This window comes from Parabacteroides caecihominis (genome assembly GCF_023656785.1).
In the GTDB taxonomy this organism is placed as follows: Bacteria; Bacteroidota; Bacteroidia; order Bacteroidales; family Tannerellaceae; genus Parabacteroides; species Parabacteroides segnis.
Genome location: NZ_JAMOKS010000017.1, coordinates 111,629 through 128,068 on the forward strand (window position 1 = coordinate 111,629; position 16,440 = coordinate 128,068).

14 protein-coding genes are annotated in these 16,440 nt (G+C 45.2%); all 14 read left to right on the forward strand.

The window, feature by feature from the left end:
* The first annotated feature begins 87 nt into the window (after positions 1–87).
* The 14 genes from NBH14_RS28680 to NBH14_RS15735 all read left to right on the forward strand — a co-directional run bounded on the left by NBH14_RS28680 (position 88) and on the right by NBH14_RS15735 (position 16,437).
* Entirely contained in the window at positions 88–210 is a 123-nt protein-coding gene (locus NBH14_RS28680) for a hypothetical protein (RefSeq protein ID WP_255502333.1), read from the forward strand.
* 264 nt (positions 211–474) lie between these two features.
* Positions 475–2,346 carry a DUF4906 domain-containing protein gene (locus tag NBH14_RS15680; protein WP_250817634.1) on the forward strand — a complete coding sequence of 624 codons (1,872 nt, stop codon included), beginning with the start codon at positions 475–477 and terminating at the stop codon, positions 2,344–2,346.
* A gap of 37 nt (positions 2,347–2,383) precedes the next feature.
* A complete protein-coding gene (locus NBH14_RS15685; RefSeq protein ID WP_250817636.1) occupies positions 2,384–2,851 on the forward strand; it encodes a hypothetical protein in 468 nt (155 codons plus the stop codon).
* Between the two features lie 238 nt (positions 2,852–3,089).
* Positions 3,090–4,025 carry an Rpn family recombination-promoting nuclease/putative transposase gene (locus NBH14_RS15690; RefSeq protein WP_186960485.1) on the forward strand — a complete coding sequence of 312 codons (936 nt, stop codon included), beginning with the start codon at positions 3,090–3,092 and terminating at the stop codon, positions 4,023–4,025.
* A 144-nt stretch (positions 4,026–4,169) separates the two neighbouring features.
* Positions 4,170–4,292 (forward strand): hypothetical protein, encoded by a 123-nt coding sequence (locus tag NBH14_RS28685; RefSeq protein WP_255502331.1) that lies wholly within the window; start codon positions 4,170–4,172, stop codon positions 4,290–4,292.
* A 263-nt stretch (positions 4,293–4,555) separates the two neighbouring features.
* Positions 4,556–6,949: a DUF4906 domain-containing protein gene (locus NBH14_RS15695; protein WP_186960484.1), complete on the forward strand. Its 2,394-nt coding sequence runs from the start codon at positions 4,556–4,558 to the stop codon at positions 6,947–6,949.
* A 69-nt stretch (positions 6,950–7,018) separates the two neighbouring features.
* Positions 7,019–7,789 (forward strand): DUF4469 domain-containing protein, encoded by a 771-nt coding sequence (locus tag NBH14_RS15700; RefSeq protein ID WP_186960483.1) that lies wholly within the window; start codon positions 7,019–7,021, stop codon positions 7,787–7,789.
* Between the two features lie 282 nt (positions 7,790–8,071).
* Positions 8,072–9,640: a PD-(D/E)XK nuclease domain-containing ATP-binding protein gene (locus tag NBH14_RS15705; RefSeq protein WP_186960482.1), complete on the forward strand. Its 1,569-nt coding sequence runs from the start codon at positions 8,072–8,074 to the stop codon at positions 9,638–9,640.
* A gap of 51 nt (positions 9,641–9,691) precedes the next feature.
* Positions 9,692–9,958 carry a hypothetical protein gene (locus NBH14_RS15710; protein WP_186960481.1) on the forward strand — a complete coding sequence of 89 codons (267 nt, stop codon included), beginning with the start codon at positions 9,692–9,694 and terminating at the stop codon, positions 9,956–9,958.
* Between the two features lie 193 nt (positions 9,959–10,151).
* Entirely contained in the window at positions 10,152–11,897 is a 1,746-nt protein-coding gene (locus NBH14_RS15715) for a fimbrillin family protein (protein ID WP_250817638.1), read from the forward strand.
* Positions 11,898–11,945: 48 nt separating this feature from the next.
* The gene (locus tag NBH14_RS15720; protein WP_250817640.1) at positions 11,946–12,989 is read left to right on the forward strand and encodes a fimbrillin family protein; all 1,044 of its coding nucleotides are present in this window, start codon (positions 11,946–11,948) and stop codon (positions 12,987–12,989) included.
* A gap of 26 nt (positions 12,990–13,015) precedes the next feature.
* Positions 13,016–13,975 (forward strand): fimbrillin family protein, encoded by a 960-nt coding sequence (locus NBH14_RS15725; protein ID WP_250817642.1) that lies wholly within the window; start codon positions 13,016–13,018, stop codon positions 13,973–13,975.
* 40 nt (positions 13,976–14,015) lie between these two features.
* Positions 14,016–15,170, forward strand: coding sequence for a fimbrillin family protein (locus tag NBH14_RS15730; protein ID WP_186961875.1), 1,155 nt, complete (start codon positions 14,016–14,018; stop codon positions 15,168–15,170).
* A gap of 172 nt (positions 15,171–15,342) precedes the next feature.
* Positions 15,343–16,437 (forward strand): fimbrillin family protein, encoded by a 1,095-nt coding sequence (locus NBH14_RS15735; RefSeq protein WP_186961874.1) that lies wholly within the window; start codon positions 15,343–15,345, stop codon positions 16,435–16,437.
* The last annotated feature ends 3 nt before the right edge of the window (positions 16,438–16,440 follow it).

Here is a 16,440-nt window from a genome sequence, read left to right on the forward strand (position 1 = left end):
GTTACGCAGCATCCTGCCGGGTGTTGCGCAACTTTTTGTGTGTCTGAACGTGATTGTTAATGTGCGTAAAAAAAGGAAAGAGAGAGTATGAAAAAAATGGTAAAAATAGAAAACGAAGAGTTTGAACGACAGTTTGAATCTCAAAGGGAAGAGAAAAAAGCAAAACTCTCTTTCTTTTATAAGAAAGAGAGTTTGTATCAAATTGCTTGATAATCTAGTGTTATTGGCGGCTAAAGTAGCAACTTTTAACGACCGGGGCAAGGTTTCGGGATACTATTTTGCTACAATTTGATAATATTGAAATAACGTCATCCTGAAAGGCGTAAAAGTTCATTGATTTACTTCGTGTGTAATGCGCTGAAAAACAGCGGTTATACAAAAAGCGTCAGTCCCAACTCTCTTTCTTATAAAAGAAAGAGATTCTGACAAACTGTTAAAACAGCGCTTTTGATGTAGTAAATTAATGATAAAAGGATGGCAAGTATAGGACATAAATTAGAAACGAAAGGAGTTATTATGACACTCTTATCACTGGTATTAATAAGCACAGGTTGCGAGGAAAAAATTGACAGTCCGGCGGTGAATCCGTCGGAAGGAAAGACGGTGGAAGTAACGCTCGATCTCGGCTTTGCCGACGAAGCAGACGGATATACCGTTACCACAAAATCCAGTGCATCAACTGACCAAGGTGCGTTCTGCTACGAGTTGCAACCTTCTGCTATAACCAAAGGAGATGCTTCCATGAAACCGGATAAACTCTATAATCTGGAAATACAACAGTACGATCGCTCCGGCAAACGTATTGGAGGAATGGATAATGTAGTTACACAGGCAACCGGCTCCGCTATTACCCTTACTATGGCCGAAAGTACCGACTGCCAACTGGTCATCGTAGCCTGGGGCGACGGCAATACAAGTTCTCGTCTGGGAACCAACACACTGGAAAACGTCCAAAAGCTATCCATAGATGCCTCTGTCATTAATACTATTCCTGTTAATGATATGAACAAAATGCCTTACGTCCTTCATCTCGAGCATGTCTGTGTGCAAGGCAATACCATTAAAAGCATCGAAGGTGAAGACGTTCGCCTGCTCCTCAAACGGTTGGCGGCACGGTTGACGTTGAACTGGTCATATTCATATACTGGTTATACATTAAATCAAATCCTGTTGGAAAGTATCCCTACTAATTATAATGTGATAGCCAAGCCCGATGAATCAGATAAAACATACCCGTCGCTGCTCGATCAGTTTACGACGATAAAGATCGATCCGACTATCACTTCCGGTAAATCCCCATATTCCTGTTGGATCCCGGCCAATGTGCGTGGAACCAATCCGGCAGCCACTTCGCAAACCTACCGTATCAAGTCGAATGCCCCCACAGGCAGTTCGTATGCCAGTTTTATTGCGGGCAACAGCACTGACCCCAAGAAGAAGCTCAACTACCGTGTCTATCTGGGTGGTTCCTCGACGTTCGATTATAATATTTATAGCAATACAAACTACAACTATACTGTTAAATTCATTCATACAGGTCTGCCCGTCAACGATCGTCGGGTAACGATCGTTGACCCTGTGCCGGCATCTGTCAATAATAATAACTTGGTGCCTACGGCCAACTGCTTTATGGTGGCTCCCGGCGGAGCATTCTGTTTCAATCCGTATAAATTCTATCAAAAGGGGGTATCGATTGATAACAGTACGTTACAAGGTAGTGACTGGTGTGATGTTGAAGGGGGAACGATTAACACTCCGATCAAATCCGTTAAAGTTCTTTGGCAAACTAAAGAGAATGGCGATATAGGCGACCCGGTATTAGGAGTTGTTACTTCCGATATCGATCATACGAATATTGTCGATCTTGAATATGGAGATAGCTGGGAAAATGCCCGCATCTACTGCCGCGTTGCCCCGAATACGACAGGTGGCAGCGGAGCCATAGCCGCTTATAATGCAAGCGGTGAAATTCTTTGGAGCTGGCATATTTGGGTAACAGATTATAATCCCGATGCAAGAGGCAATGAGGATGTACAAACTCCGGTAAACAAGCGAAAACTGAAGTTTGAATATGGCAGTTATACCAACATCCTTCCCATGATGGATCGCAATATGGGTGCGGTAGCCGGATATATAGATTTTCCCCCCAATGAACTTGAGAAATCAAAGACGAACGGTTTTTACTATCAATGGGGAAGGAAAGATCCTTTTATCGGTAGTTATTCGAATACAAAGATCGAAAGAATCCCGTATACTACCATAAAAAGTAATGCTCCTACAAAAGGACTTTTGAGTCTGTTTAAAGGAGATGGAATCACGTTTCATCCGACTGGACTTGTGAAATAATGCTTCTTATCGGGATGCTTACAAAGATCCCGGGAATATGTATAAAACAGGTCGCGAAGCTGACGTATCCTGGATCAATAGCCAAACGGATGAATACAAAAATGCCTGGGGAGCCGGAACCGTTAAAGGTCTTCATGACCCATGTCCGGCGGGCTGGCGTGTTGCAAACAAAGATTATTACAGGCCATTACTCACCGGTTCTATCAGTGGTGGATATTCTTATACAAGGCTTAAAAACGGGACTACGGCTAAAGATGGTGGTTACGTGGTCTACTATGATAAAGAAGGGAAAAACACGACTTACTTTTATATGGCAGGGTATTGGGATTTGACCGGGATGGTAGGTATCAATACTGCGATGCACTTTTGGGGAGGAGGTGCATTGGATGGTAATAATTCTAACAGGGGAGAATATATCTATACGAACTCGTCAGCAATGTGGCGATTTTCCGGAGGTAATCCTCGCGAATCCTTACTTGTCCGCTGCATCCAGGAACTGGAATAGCCGACAGTTGAAAAAGGTCCTTTCCTCTGACCTGCCAGCAACCGGGGAAAAACGAGTTCTTTGACATGATGAGATTGATAAGATAGAAAGGGGAGTGAGGCCCTTTTGTAGACTGAAAAAGGATCATATATAATGTATAGCAGTTCGTATGTTTTTAGTGCAGATATCTTGCATCTTATGAAAATAAATGCATATATTTGTCGCACGCTCACTATGGGCGCAACTAAAACATATAGCTATGAGCAAATTTATTAATCCTTTCTCGGATTACGGGTTTAAACTCATTTTCGGGAGTGAAGTCAGTAAAGACTTAATCATCAGTTTTCTAAATGGAGTCCTCCATGACGAAGTAATCATCAACATCACTTTTCGCAATGTCGAAATGCTGGGCATGAAGCAGGATCAGCGTCGTGCAGTATTTGATATTTTTTGTGAGAATGAGAAGGGTGAATTCTTTATTGTGGAGATGCAGAAGACCCGTCAGAAATACTTTTCCGACCGTATCCTGTATTATGCTTCGTTTGCTATCCAGCAACAGTCTATTGTAGGCCGTGAAAAACTGTCACATTTGACGGAAGAAGAGCGTAAGAAACATTGGGATTACAATATAAATAAGGTATATATTGTCTGTATCCTTAATTATGTGATGTCTCCCGGGTATCCGGATAAATACCGCTGGGATGTGGTGCGGATGGATCGTGAACTGAAGATACCTTTCAGCGAAACGCTGAACGAAGTGTATTTAGAAATACCGAAATTTGTATTACCTTTGTCGGAGTGCAAAACCATTTACTTAAAATGGTTGTATGTCTTAAATAATATCGAAATAATGGAACGTTTACCGGATGAACTCAACAACCAACTATTCCAGAAGCTCAAAAGCATAGTGGAAATAGAACGTATGTCTGCCAACGAACGTTTGGAGTACGAACTGAGTCTGGCTGTCGAACGTGATTTGCTCTCTGCCATTGATGCCAGTTTTGAAGATGGCGAAATCAAAGGCGAAGAGAAAGGTATAAAAAAAGGTATAAAGCAAGGGCGCGAAGAAGGTATAAAAGAAGGGCGTAAAGAAGAACGCCGAGAAATAGCTCAAAACTTAAAATCCTTAGGTCTGTCTTTAGAAGATATTTCAAAGGCAACCGGTCTTACTTCCGAAGAGATCGAGCAACTTTAACATTCCCCCTGAATCTTATCAATCGCATCTGTAAAAAATAACAGATGTACCTAATAGTTACGCAGCATCCTGCCGGGTGTTGCGCAACTTTTTGTGCGTCTGAATGAACATTGTTAATGTGCGTAAAAAAAGGAAAAAGAGTGTATGAAAAATACTGTAAAAATAGAAAACGGAGAGTTTGAACGACAGTTTGAATCTCAAAGGGAAGAGAAAAAAGTAAAACTCTCTTTCTTTTATAAGAAAGAGAGTTTGTATCAAATTGCTTGATAATCTAGTGTTATTGGCGGCTAAAGTAGCAACTTTTAACGACCGGGGCAAGGTTTCGGGATACTATTTTGCTACAATTTGATAATATTGAAATAACGTCATCCTTTAAGGCGTAAAAGTTTATTGATTTACTTCGTACGTAATGCATTGAAAAACAGCGTACACTGGAAAGCGTCAGTCCCAACTCTCTTTCTTATAAAAGAAAGAGATTCTGACAAACTGTTAAAACGGCGCTTTTGATGTAGTAAATTAATGATAAAAGGATGGCAAGTATAGGACAAAAATTAGAAACGAAAGGAGTAATTATGACACTCTTATCACTAGTATTAATAAGTACAGGTTGCGAGGACAAAATTGACAGTCCGGCGGTGAATCCGTCGGAAGGAAAGACAGTGGAAGTAACGCTCGATCTCGGCTTTGCCGACGAAACAGACGGATATACTTTGTCTGCACCATCGACAACAAAATCGAATGCAGCCGCTTTCAATTACGCTCTTCAACCGAGAGTGTCAACGAAAGGAGTTAGTTCCCTGAAACCGGATAAACTCTATAACCTGGAAATACAACAATACGATCGTTCCGGCAAACGCATCGGCGGTATGACTAATGCCATTGCTGTACAGGAAATAGGCTCTGCCTTAAACCTGACTCTGGTAGTAGACCCCGACTGTCAACTGGTGATCGTGGCTTGGGGAAGCGAAAATACGGCTACCCGCCTGGGAACAACCGACAATCTGGCAACCGTCCAGAGTAAAAAGAGCATTGACGCTTCCACCATATCCTCTCTTCAACCCGGTATCCAAGCGGATATGAACAAGATGCCTTATGTCCTGCATCTGGAACATGTCTGTGTGGAAAGCAACACGATCAAAAGTATCGATGGTGAGGATAAAGATGTCCGCCTGTTGCTTCGTCGGCTGGCAACCCGTCTGACATTGGACTGGACCTATTCGTATACAGATTATGCATTAAAACAAATCCTTTTGCAAAGTATCCCTACTAATTATAAAGTAGTTGCAGTCCCGGATAAGGACGATAATACGTATCCTTCCCTGTTGGATCAATTCACTACAATACAACTTACACCGACAGAAATAGGAGTCGGCAAATATTCCTGCTGGATACCCGCCAATGTACGCGGAACAAACCCGGCAGCCACTTCTCAAACATACCGTATCAAGTCGAATGCCCCGACAGGCAGTTCATATGTCGATTTCATCGCCTTCAATACGAAAGAAACAAAGAAGAAACTAAGCTACCGCGTTTATCTGGGCGGCTCCGGGTTCTCAGACTTTAACCTGTACAGCAATACTGATTACGACTACACAGTAACAATTAAGCATACCGGTTTGCCTGTCAACGACCGTCGTGTTACGATTATCGACCCGATACCGGCTTCGGAGAATAACAATAATCTTGTACCTACCGCCAACTGTTTCATGGTGGCCCCCGGTGGTGCATTTTGTTTTAATCCTTATAAATATTTTATAAACGGAGCAGTAACGGAGAATATCTTGTTGCAAAGCTGGTGCTCGACGGAAAAGATCCAATCGGTTAAAGTCTTGTGGCAAACCAAAGAAAACGGTGATGTGGGCGATCCTGTATTGGGCATTGTCAATTCATCGGAAGATCATATAAATATAGTTGATATTACGGATAATGAAGACATTGAAAAAGCTCGTATCTACTGCCGTACAGCCCCTAATACAACAGGAGGTAGTGGAGCAATAGCAGCCTATAATTCAAAAGGTGAAATACTTTGGAGTTGGCATATTTGGGTGACAGACTATGCTCCGGATGCTAAAGCAGATGTTTCAGTAGACGAACCAAACAAAAGAGTACAGAAATATACTTACGGAGGTAAAAATCAAAATCCTATGATGGATAGAAATTTAGGAGCGATGGCCGGCTATACTGATGTTCCGTCAAATGATCTGGAAAGATCGAAAGCAAATGGTTTCCATTATCAGTGGGGACGAAAAGACCCGTTCCCCAGTACCTATTCTAAAGCGGCAACAACCGCTAATGGCACATACAGTATAACCGTTTATGCTGATAAACTGACACCGGGCATGTTGAATTATTATCAGCCGGATGGTGTTTCTTATTATGTCAGAAATGGAGTAAAGAGTCAGGTGTCTATAAGAACATCTTATCAAAATCCGACGACAACCTATTCGTCTGGTGATACATGGTGCAATGAAGGTAATGCCAATCTTTGGATTGAAAATAGTAAAAAGACATTTCACGATCCATGCCCTGCAGGTTGGTGTATAGCAAGCAAGGTAAACTATCAATCGTTGTTCACCAACAGCGGATATACAGATAGTGGATCGTCAACGAATGCTAGTTCTACTATGAATATGAAAAATCCATCGACCATAATAGCAGATGGAGGAGTAGTTCTGTATTTTGAAAATTCAACATCCGGCCGTAGCACCTATATAAGGATGACCGGTTATCAAGATAATTTCAATTCGTTTATCAGGATTGCAGGAATGGGTAATTTCTGGTGTAGAGAATCCGGAAGAACGACTAATAATCATGGTTATGCTTTGGCGATAGGCGCTGATAATAAAGCATATAACATCTCTTCAGGTTGGTCTCGTCGGGATGCTCATCCTATTCGTTGCATCCAGGAACGGGAACAGCAATAACAAATAAAACAAACACCCGGCACAAGCTGGAGCAATTAATAACTAGTATCAATATTAAATTAAAACATCATGGAAGATTACAACAAAGAGTATTACTGGGAATTTTATCTGCGTGATAACCCATTGACAAAAGACAATACGAAAGACTGCATTGCCGAAGTGAAAACTGGTCCGAAGACTCTGACCAAAGAAGATACGGCCCGGGAAATCAAGCGCACCGGCTCTGAACTGAAGTTGCCGACCATCCTTTCGGTAACGTCGCAGGACAGTGATATTATCCTCGAAGCCTTGTTGAACGGCGATAGTGTGATAACGGACCTTTGCCAGTTCTCTCCGCGTATCCTGGGTGCTTTCGACAACCCGGATGCTCAGTTCGATCCGGCTATTCACAAACTGACATTCGACATCATCCCGACTAAAAAACTCCGCGACGCCTTGAAAAACGTGAAGGTGATCAACATGGGGGCAAAAGCCGACGTGGCCCGTATCAGGCTTGTCACCGATACTCTGACCGGCCTGTTCGACGGCTCGATCACGGCAAGCGAAGATATTATGATTACGGGCAATAACATCAAAATAGCCGGCGATGACGCTGTCGTAGGTATCTTCTTCGTTGCTGACGACGGTACAACGACCAAAGTGACTCGCCGCCTCACCCAAAACGACCCCAGCAAGGTGATCGCCCGTGTTCCGGCATTGGCCGACGGCAGCTATACATTGCGTATCGTCACACAGTTCAGCCAAAGCAGTATGACTTTGAAAGAAGCACGTACCCTGGAATATCCAACGAAGCTGGTGGTAGGCGACTCCGGCGGCGGAGATCGTCCTGAAATCGAATGATTTGCAGGGAGGGTCGATGTAGCGTAGCATCGACACCAAGTGCAGTGTTGCATCGACATCGAGTGTAACGTTGCACTTACACCCAGTGCAACACGGCATCGACTGTCGATGCAAAAACAAGCGTTCTTTGACATGATGAGATTGATAAAGAAAAGAAATAATGGGCCAATGTGCTAATGTGCCAATTTTGATAAATCTCAAACTATTTACTATATCCATTGGTATATGCTACATTAGCATATTATTCTTATCTTTGTGTTCGTGCTTAAAAACAACAGAGACATGGAAACAACACCGATCAGAAAACTCCCGGTAGGGATACAGGATTTTACCTCTTTGAGGGAAGACGGATATCTATATGTAGATAAGACTGCATTGGTTTACAAAATGGTAACGACCGGCAAACCTTATTTTCTGAGCCGCCCGCGCCGTTTCGGTAAAAGCCTGCTGCTTTCCACGCTCGAAGCTTATTTCCTCGGACGGAAAGACCTGTTCAAGGGACTGGCTATCGAACAACTGGAGAAAGAATGGAAAGTGTATCCGGTGCTTCATCTGAGTCTCAATGCGAAATTCTACGAAACGAAAGAGAGCCTGGAACAAATACTGGAAGGTCATTTTATTCAATGGGAAAAACTATTCGGTAAAACAGATGAAGAGTTAGGTTATGAAGAACGTTTCATGCAAATCATCCAACAAGCCTGTGAGAAAACAGGGGAGAAGGTAGTCGTTCTGATCGACGAATACGATAAACCTCTGCTACGTACATTATTTAATGATGACCTGCACAACGTTTACCGCGAAATGCTGACCGGCTTTTACACTGTCCTGAAAGATGCTGACCGCTACCTGCGTTTTGTATTTATTACCGGAGTGACAAAGTTCTCGCAGTTGGGTATTTTCAGTACTCTGAACCAGCTGATGGATATCAGTATGGCTCCTGCTTACGCAACGGTTTGCGGTATGACAAAGGTTGAAATCGAACGCGATTTCCAACCCGAACTGGCTGCTCTTGCCGCCAGGAACAAGCTGACATACGAACAAACAGTAAATGAAATGACGAAACGTTACGACGGATATCATTTCTCGGAATTCCTGGCGGATGGTATCTATAATCCTTTTAGCGTACTGAATGCACTGGTTCAAGAGCGTTTCAGCAGTTACTGGTTCGCAACAGGAACCCCTACGATGCTGGTGGATATGTTGAAAAAGACAGACTACGATCTGCGCCAGCTGGACGGCATGGAAGTGCCGGCAGCCGCACTGACCGACTACCGGGCAGACTTCCATAATCCGGTGCCGATCATTTATCAGAGCGGATACCTGACGATTAAGGGATATGATCCTATAAAGAATTTCTTCATACTCGATTATCCGAATGCCGAAGTGGAATATGGATGGTTGAATTTCATTACTCCATATTATACACCCTTATCGGAATCCATTGCACCGTTTTATATCGGTAAGTTTTGGGATGAGTTGCGTGCCGGTGATGTCGATGCGTTTATGGAACGGCTGCGTGCTTTCTTTGCAGACATTCCCTATGAACTGAACGACCGGACCGAGCGTCATTATCAGATAATCTTCTATTTGGTCTTCAAGCTGCTGGGCCAATACGTCGATGCCGAAGTTCGCAGTGCCCGTGGTCGTGCGGATGCAGTAGTAAAAACAACCGACTACATCTACGTATTCGAATTTAAACTAAGCGGTTCGGTAGACGAAGCCCTCCGTCAAATCGACGACAGAGGCTATCTGATCCCTTACACAGTCGATGGCCGCCAGTTAGTCAAAGTAGGCGCCGACTTCAACAAAGAGGACCGTAACATCGGCGAATGGAAAGCCGTTTTCTGTTGACAGGCGGGGTTCGCGGCAGGTGAAAATATAGAAATAATTGAACCATCTACGGTGTATTTTAAACGAGGCTCGCCTCGTGCCGCAGGCTCTCTTTTGCCGTTGGTTTCAACCAACGGTTCTGAATACAGGAGGCAAAGCCTCTTCCTCTGTGGGATTTATCCCCTTTCATATTCTTATAAATATCTGGAAAAGGGGTTGAAACCCACAGAGGAATCCGGTAAAACCGGAAGATTTATCTATCCGTCAGTTGAAACTGACGGCAAAAGAGAGCCTACGGCATGGGGCTTTGCCCCATTAAAGGAAATAGCTCAAACCTGATAAATTTTGAACCTATTGCTATTTCCATTGGCATATTGGCACATTAGCAAATTGGCCCATTATTCCTTTCCTCTTTATCAATCGCATCTGTTGTAAACGATAAATAAAACAGATGCACCGATCGTTACACGGCATCCCCGGAGGATGTCGTGCCGCTTTTCGTGTGTCTACGAATAATTTATAAACAAAAAATATGAGACTGAATAACTTAGTTGCTAAACCGTTCCTGCTGGCTGCCGCCTTCGTTTTGTTGGCCGCCTGCCATGATGACGACAAGCCCGAACCCGAACATGAAGGGGAGGGACAACTCATCGTCACGGTCGAAAACCCCGGCGCACAGGCACTGGCTCTCCGCATCTTTGGCGATGGACTGACGGAACCGCTCGAAAGCCGGTTCGATGCAGCAAATGCGACAGGCAAACTCGACAAATGGCTGCCTGCCGGACAGTATGACGCCCTGCTCACGACCGACGATCCGGAAGCGGTCACGATAGATGGTACCAACGGCTTTGCCACGGCTACCGCAACAGTTCGTGTCCCCGAAGGATCAACAATAATGCCTGCGCTGGATACACCTGTCTATGTCGCCAGCCGTTCGGGCATATCCCTTGCCGAAGGAAAGACGAATGAGCTGACCCTTAAACCCGAAGATATCCGCAAGATACTGCGTCTCACGGTGACGGCCCCCGGCAGACAGATCGCCGGCTCGCTGGATGCTACCTTGCAGGGCATTGCCAAGGCTGTAAATCTGGCAACAGAAGAAATAACAACTTCTGCGACTCTCGGCATGCTTCTCCCGACTCCCGATGCACAGAAGGTTTGTAGCACAACAGCCGGTATCCTCGGTGTCGCCTGGCCGGAGGACGTCGACCCCGGTACATCAAGCGACACCCATCTGCTGACATTATCCTGGCAGGGTACGGACGGAAAAAAGCAAACTTACAGTGAAGATGTCTCGTCACAGCTCTATCGGGCAACCGAAACAGGTGCCGACACCCTCGATCTGGCCATCGCTATCCCCGAAGAAATTACCCCGGTGCCTATACATTTATATACAGGTATCCGCACCCGTGCCATTGTCGATGTTTTTGACGGCACCCCCGTCAACATTGCAGCCGGAAACACAGCCGGTCAATATTCTGACAGTTGGGAGGGCGAAGCAACCGATAACGAAATTATCCTGTCCCCCGAACGCTATTATCCGGCCGACGGTTCGCCCGTTTATCTGCGTGGCTATTACCCGGCAGCCCCACTCAACAACGGCAAAGTAGAATATATCCTGACCGGGCAGGAGGACTTAATGCTTTCGGTAGAACAAAACGGCTCGATAGCCGAGCAGTTCGACGCCGTAAAGACACCGCTCACATACCGCCACCTGCTTTCGCAACTGAACTTTACACTGAAACTGAAAGGATCAACCGACAGTTACCGTATCCGCTCAGTCCATATCAACGGCCTCGCCTCGACAGCCATTGTTGACCTCGGCTCGGAAGCGATAGAACCTGTAGGAAACGCCGGACCGATCGTTGTATATACCGATCCCGGCACAGGCGGTTTCCCGATCACCAACGGAACCGTGACACTACCCGGCTACGTCCTGGTACAACCGGAAGCAACGCTAACGCTCGACTTGGTGCTGAATGTGGACGGCAACCCGGCCAACGACAAGACATTCAAAGACCTTCCCGTCAAGTTTGGAACTGGCGGCAGTGAAAGCGGCAGTGCCTACGAGGTAGAAATCTCGCTGGAAGTCCCCGACACGCCGGACGAACCAGATAACCCTGACACACCCGACGAGCCCGATAATCCGGATATTCCCGATGTGCCCGACACCCCTGACCCTGAACCTGAAAACAACATCAAGGTAACAGTCACCGTCAAAGTGACCGACTGGAATCCGGGTGACCAGGGAGGCGTAACGGTAGATCCTTACAAATAACGATAGAATTTATATTTCACACATTATTAATTTATACAAGTAAAACAAATGAAAAAGAGTTTATTAAGTATGGCAGCATTGGCCCTGATAATGGCAAGCTGCTCAAATGACGAAGAGAATGTGATTGACAATGGCGAGGCGGCAAATGCGGTGCCTGTCCAGATCAGTCAGACAGTGACAGGGGTAGAGTCGAAAGCGGCAATCATACCGGGTAACAAAATGGATGCCGTTATCATTATGGTTGATGGCAACAGTAGTAACGCATCTGCACCTGATTTTGATTCTTTTGCTCCGAAGAAGGATAATACGTTGAACAATCAGAACAAGTTTGCCAGCGATGCTGACCGTGCAAACTATGCCAACACTCAGTTTACAGCAAGTACAACGGCAAATGAGATCATATTGACACCGACGTTGTATTATCCGGTAGATGGTGATGCCAGTCCAAAGAAAACCTGGATATTAGGTGTTGTTCCCCAAGGTACTGTAAGCGGAACAACTGTTACGTTTACTCAAACAGACGGTTTGCAGGATGTGATGTTTGCCGGTCAGCAAGCTGCCGGTAGTGGGGCTACATCGGATCAAACTAAAGCCGCTCTTAATTTCCAACATAAAACAACCCAGCTTACTTTTGTGGCTAAACTTTCCAAATCATTGGATGGTACTGAATGGGCAAATAAAACTGTCAGTGTAAAAGACATCACGATCCAAAGTGCGCAAGTTCCGGCTTCTTTAGCATTTAATACAGGTACAGTTAACTGGAAAGATGCAGCCAATTTAATGGTTGCAGGCTGTAATACGGCACTTTCTACAACACCTTGTGCACCTAGTGTGCCTGTCATGGTTAAACCTGCAACAAACATATTGGTTAACATTGATTTATCAGTGGAAGGAGCTGTTAAATCATATACGAATTTGATTGTTAAGAAAGAGGATGGTACTGCAAACTTGTCTACATCAGAAGGATTCTCCCATCAGGTAACTTTCAATATCACTCCACCAACAGCAGCATCAGGTGCTATAATTATCACTGCATCGGCCAAGATTGAACCTTGGAAAAAAGGGGATGCTGGAAAGGTTGATATTGAATAATCCCGCCTAACACGAACAAAAAGCGAATGAAGCGACAACGTATATATCTGCTTTTATTCCCGGTATTATTGCTGGTATCAGGCTGTTCAGACTCGGAGCAATCCGAGCCTGAACAAGTCCCGATCGAACTGCATGCCCAGGGGGATGCGACAGTGGAAACGAAGGCCGATGCCGATCAAGCGATCACCAAGGCTTTCGGCACCACCGTCTTTGCCTCTATGCGCAGCGGCGATTACACCGGCCTCACTTCTCCGGCTAATGTGAAGGAATGGAAGATAGACACGGAGGTACAGACAAACGGTACGGTTCCATTGTCTGAAAACCCTACTTACCCGGAAAACGGAGACTGGCTTTACCTGATTGCCGTGGCTCCCAAAGCATCTTCGTATAGCGATAATGATGGTAAGGTTACGTACACCCTCGCCGGCCAGACCGACCTGATGTATGCCTCTCAAATCTCTGGTAATCGGTGGAACGGGAGTCGTTTCGTCAATACGGATGGAAGCGGAACTCCACTCACTTATAAGCATTTGCTTACGCAGTTGACATTTAAAGCAATGAAGAAAGTAACCGGTGGTTTAACCGTGAAAGTCAAGAAGATAACCGTTACGACAACGAACAGCGTCACGCTGGCTCTTACCGATGGTGAAACCTCTTTCTCTGGTAGCGGTGAGTTGTTTTTGGAACTCCCGGACGATGGAACAGAGATCAGCGGTACGACAGCAACCTCTCTTTCCAACTCCCTGCTTTTGCCGCCGCTTACCGGCACTTCCGATGTTTATAAGCTGACAGTCGAAACCTCTATCGGTACGTTCAAAGACCTTGAGATCACCCCTCAATCAGACGGAGAAAACCTGTCTTTTGCCGGTGGAACTTCTCACGAAATCACCCTGAATATAGGTGACAAGGAACTGGGTATCTCTTCTGTTACTGTATCCGGATGGGTTCCGGTGATACAAAACGACGATCTGAATCTGGTTGAATAACCTTAATAAATAAAAACAACAAGTATAAAAAACGAACGAAATGAAACAAACGAAATTACCTATTTACCTGATGCTTCTGGCTGCCCTGTCTGCCAGTAGTTGCAGCAACGAGGATACCCCCGACACCCCTTACAACCCCTCCAACGACCCGGACGCCGTTGAACTGGGCATCACTGCCGGGGTGGCGCTGACGAAGAGTGCGATAAACGAAGGTACCGATGATACCAATTTTAAAAGTATAGCCGTGTATGCGGTAGGAGCATCAACTTCATATGGAACGACTAACAATTATGCGCTATATACGAAAAGTGGAAGCTGGACAAATACCGGTACCGATAAAATTTATCTGACCAACGAGACTGCCACAATCTATGGGTATCATCCGGCATATAAGCCTGAAACTGATGGGGCGATGACGTCTGCTACTACTCCTCCGTTGAAATTGTCGTCTACTGTAACTGAAAGTTCAACAATACCGGTTACCGTGTTCCCGGGGACACCTGGCAGTAAGGATGCAAATAATACGATCCCGACAACGGATAACTCGTCGGGAACTACAATCTTGTCCGCTCCTGGAGAAGTCGATTATATGTGGGCGGAAGATGCAGAGAGTAACGGAAAACAGGCGACAGCCAGCAATGGAAAGGTGGCTAGTTCTCCGGATGCTTCTGTTGCACTAAAAATGAAACACGCCATGGCAATGGTCAGTTTCCGTATATATAATGATGGAACTTATGCCAATACAAGCAAACTGACCAAAATCGTTTTGAAGAATAAAAGTAATACGGCTTTAAGCCAGGGTACCGCTCCTGTAATGGCGATTAAAGATGGAGCAATAACACCCGGAGTTGAAAAAACTGTCACATTCACGCGTTTTATTGGTGATGGTTACACATTGAAAAAGCAAGGCGGATCCGGATTAACTGGTACGGATGCAGCTAAAGATGCTTCATCTAAATTCAGCATTCTTGTTTTACCTCATAACGGAGCAAAAAATACGATACAGGTAGAATTTACAATAGACAATACTGTTTATGCTGTCGACCTGGCTGCTACTTCTGATGCTGTAAATTGGGCAAAAGGCACAAATACCCTTTACACGGCCAAACTAAGTGGTAAGGATTTAACTCTATCCAGCGTAACAGTAGAAGGTTGGGGGAATGGTGCAACAACCGGAGAACTCCCTGTCAATTAGGAGCTGAAAGTAACTTTTCTCCTCTTGAGAGGGGGCAGGGGGTGTGTTATAGTCCAGCTATATAACAAGCTCTAACACATCCCTTAATCCCCTCTCGAGAGGGGAAACAGATACCCTCAGTCACCGTAAATAAAGAAAGAAACGAAACAATTTATTAAACGAATAAAAGATTATGAAACCGTATAATTACCTGTTATTACCCATCCTGACGATCTCCCTTCTGACCTCTTGTTCGAAGGAAGAAAATATCGACAGTCCGGTAAGCCTTACCCTGCGTGTAGCCGGTGTGTCCCTGACGCGTGCCGCTATCGACGACGCTTCCGCTCTGACCAGCGTCGGTATCTACGCCGTCAACGCTGAAACGACCGAACAGACCTACGGTATCCGTCCGGCAGGTATTTACGGAAAATATAAGCCTGCAACAGCGAATGGCATCACCTCACTCGTACCGGAAAATGTGCCGACCGACCAGACCATCTGGCTGAACAATGAGAAAGCAATCATCTTCTCCTGCCATCCCGCTCCGGCGAATGGGAACAATGATATTAAGAACGATCCGGTAACAGGTTCAACCAGTTCAACCGATCCGGTTCCAACCGTTCCCGTGCCGGTTGTAGCTATTGAATATACCAGTTCGAAAACTGCCACAACCAACCAAGTAGACCTTACCCAGCCGGAAAACGACTACATGTACGGTGTCGAATACAAAAACAACACTTATCAGGAAAACCAACCTTACGCCAACAACGGAAACAATATGCCGAGCGGAACCAAAGGCCCCGGCCAGTCAGTCAGCATCGGTCTGAAACATGTTTTTGCCAAACTTCGCCTTATTATAAAAAAAGAAGACAGTTACAAAGGAGCCGCCGCAGTCACCTCTGTAAAATACACATCCAAAATACCTGTGCCGGGCAGCAATACCCGCATGAAATTAACAAACGGTGAACTGCTCGATCTGGATAACACCGGCAGTTCCGCCACCGATAAATCATATGAGTACACGCTGACATCGGCAACCGCCACAACCGATGCTAATACAACGCTTACCATCACAAACTACGCTATTCCCTGTAGTGATGAATCATTATCAGGTACCATTTCATTGACTGTCGATGATAAACCGATGTCGGTGGCTTGTACCAACCAATGGGAGAGAGGCATAATCTACACCTACACGGTAACGATTAAACCGACCGGCCTTGAACTGTCGGGAATTAATGTCGTCGGCTGGCAGGATGCCGCCCAGATTCCCGATACAAACATTTGATAC

Excerpts from the sequence above, each read along its gene's own strand:
- NBH14_RS28685 (WP_255502331.1), top strand. The coding sequence starts at position 4,170 with ATGAAAAATACTGTAAAAATAGAAAACGGAGAGTTTGAACGACAGTTT.
- NBH14_RS15695 (WP_186960484.1), top strand. The coding sequence starts at position 4,556 with ATGGCAAGTATAGGACAAAAATTAGAAACGAAAGGAGTAATTATGACA.
- NBH14_RS15730 (WP_186961875.1), top strand. The coding sequence starts at position 14,016 with ATGAAACAAACGAAATTACCTATTTACCTGATGCTTCTGGCTGCCCTG.
- NBH14_RS15700 (WP_186960483.1), top strand. The coding sequence starts at position 7,019 with ATGGAAGATTACAACAAAGAGTATTACTGGGAATTTTATCTGCGTGAT.
- NBH14_RS15680 (WP_250817634.1), top strand. The coding sequence starts at position 475 with ATGGCAAGTATAGGACATAAATTAGAAACGAAAGGAGTTATTATGACA.
- NBH14_RS15705 (WP_186960482.1), top strand. The coding sequence starts at position 8,072 with ATGGAAACAACACCGATCAGAAAACTCCCGGTAGGGATACAGGATTTT.
- NBH14_RS28680 (WP_255502333.1), top strand. The coding sequence starts at position 88 with ATGAAAAAAATGGTAAAAATAGAAAACGAAGAGTTTGAACGACAGTTT.
- NBH14_RS15690 (WP_186960485.1), top strand. The coding sequence starts at position 3,090 with ATGAGCAAATTTATTAATCCTTTCTCGGATTACGGGTTTAAACTCATT.
- NBH14_RS15715 (WP_250817638.1), top strand. The coding sequence starts at position 10,152 with ATGAGACTGAATAACTTAGTTGCTAAACCGTTCCTGCTGGCTGCCGCC.
- NBH14_RS15720 (WP_250817640.1), top strand. The coding sequence starts at position 11,946 with ATGAAAAAGAGTTTATTAAGTATGGCAGCATTGGCCCTGATAATGGCA.
- NBH14_RS15735 (WP_186961874.1), top strand. The coding sequence starts at position 15,343 with ATGAAACCGTATAATTACCTGTTATTACCCATCCTGACGATCTCCCTT.
- NBH14_RS15725 (WP_250817642.1), top strand. The coding sequence starts at position 13,016 with ATGAAGCGACAACGTATATATCTGCTTTTATTCCCGGTATTATTGCTG.
- NBH14_RS15685 (WP_250817636.1), top strand. The coding sequence starts at position 2,384 with ATGTATAAAACAGGTCGCGAAGCTGACGTATCCTGGATCAATAGCCAA.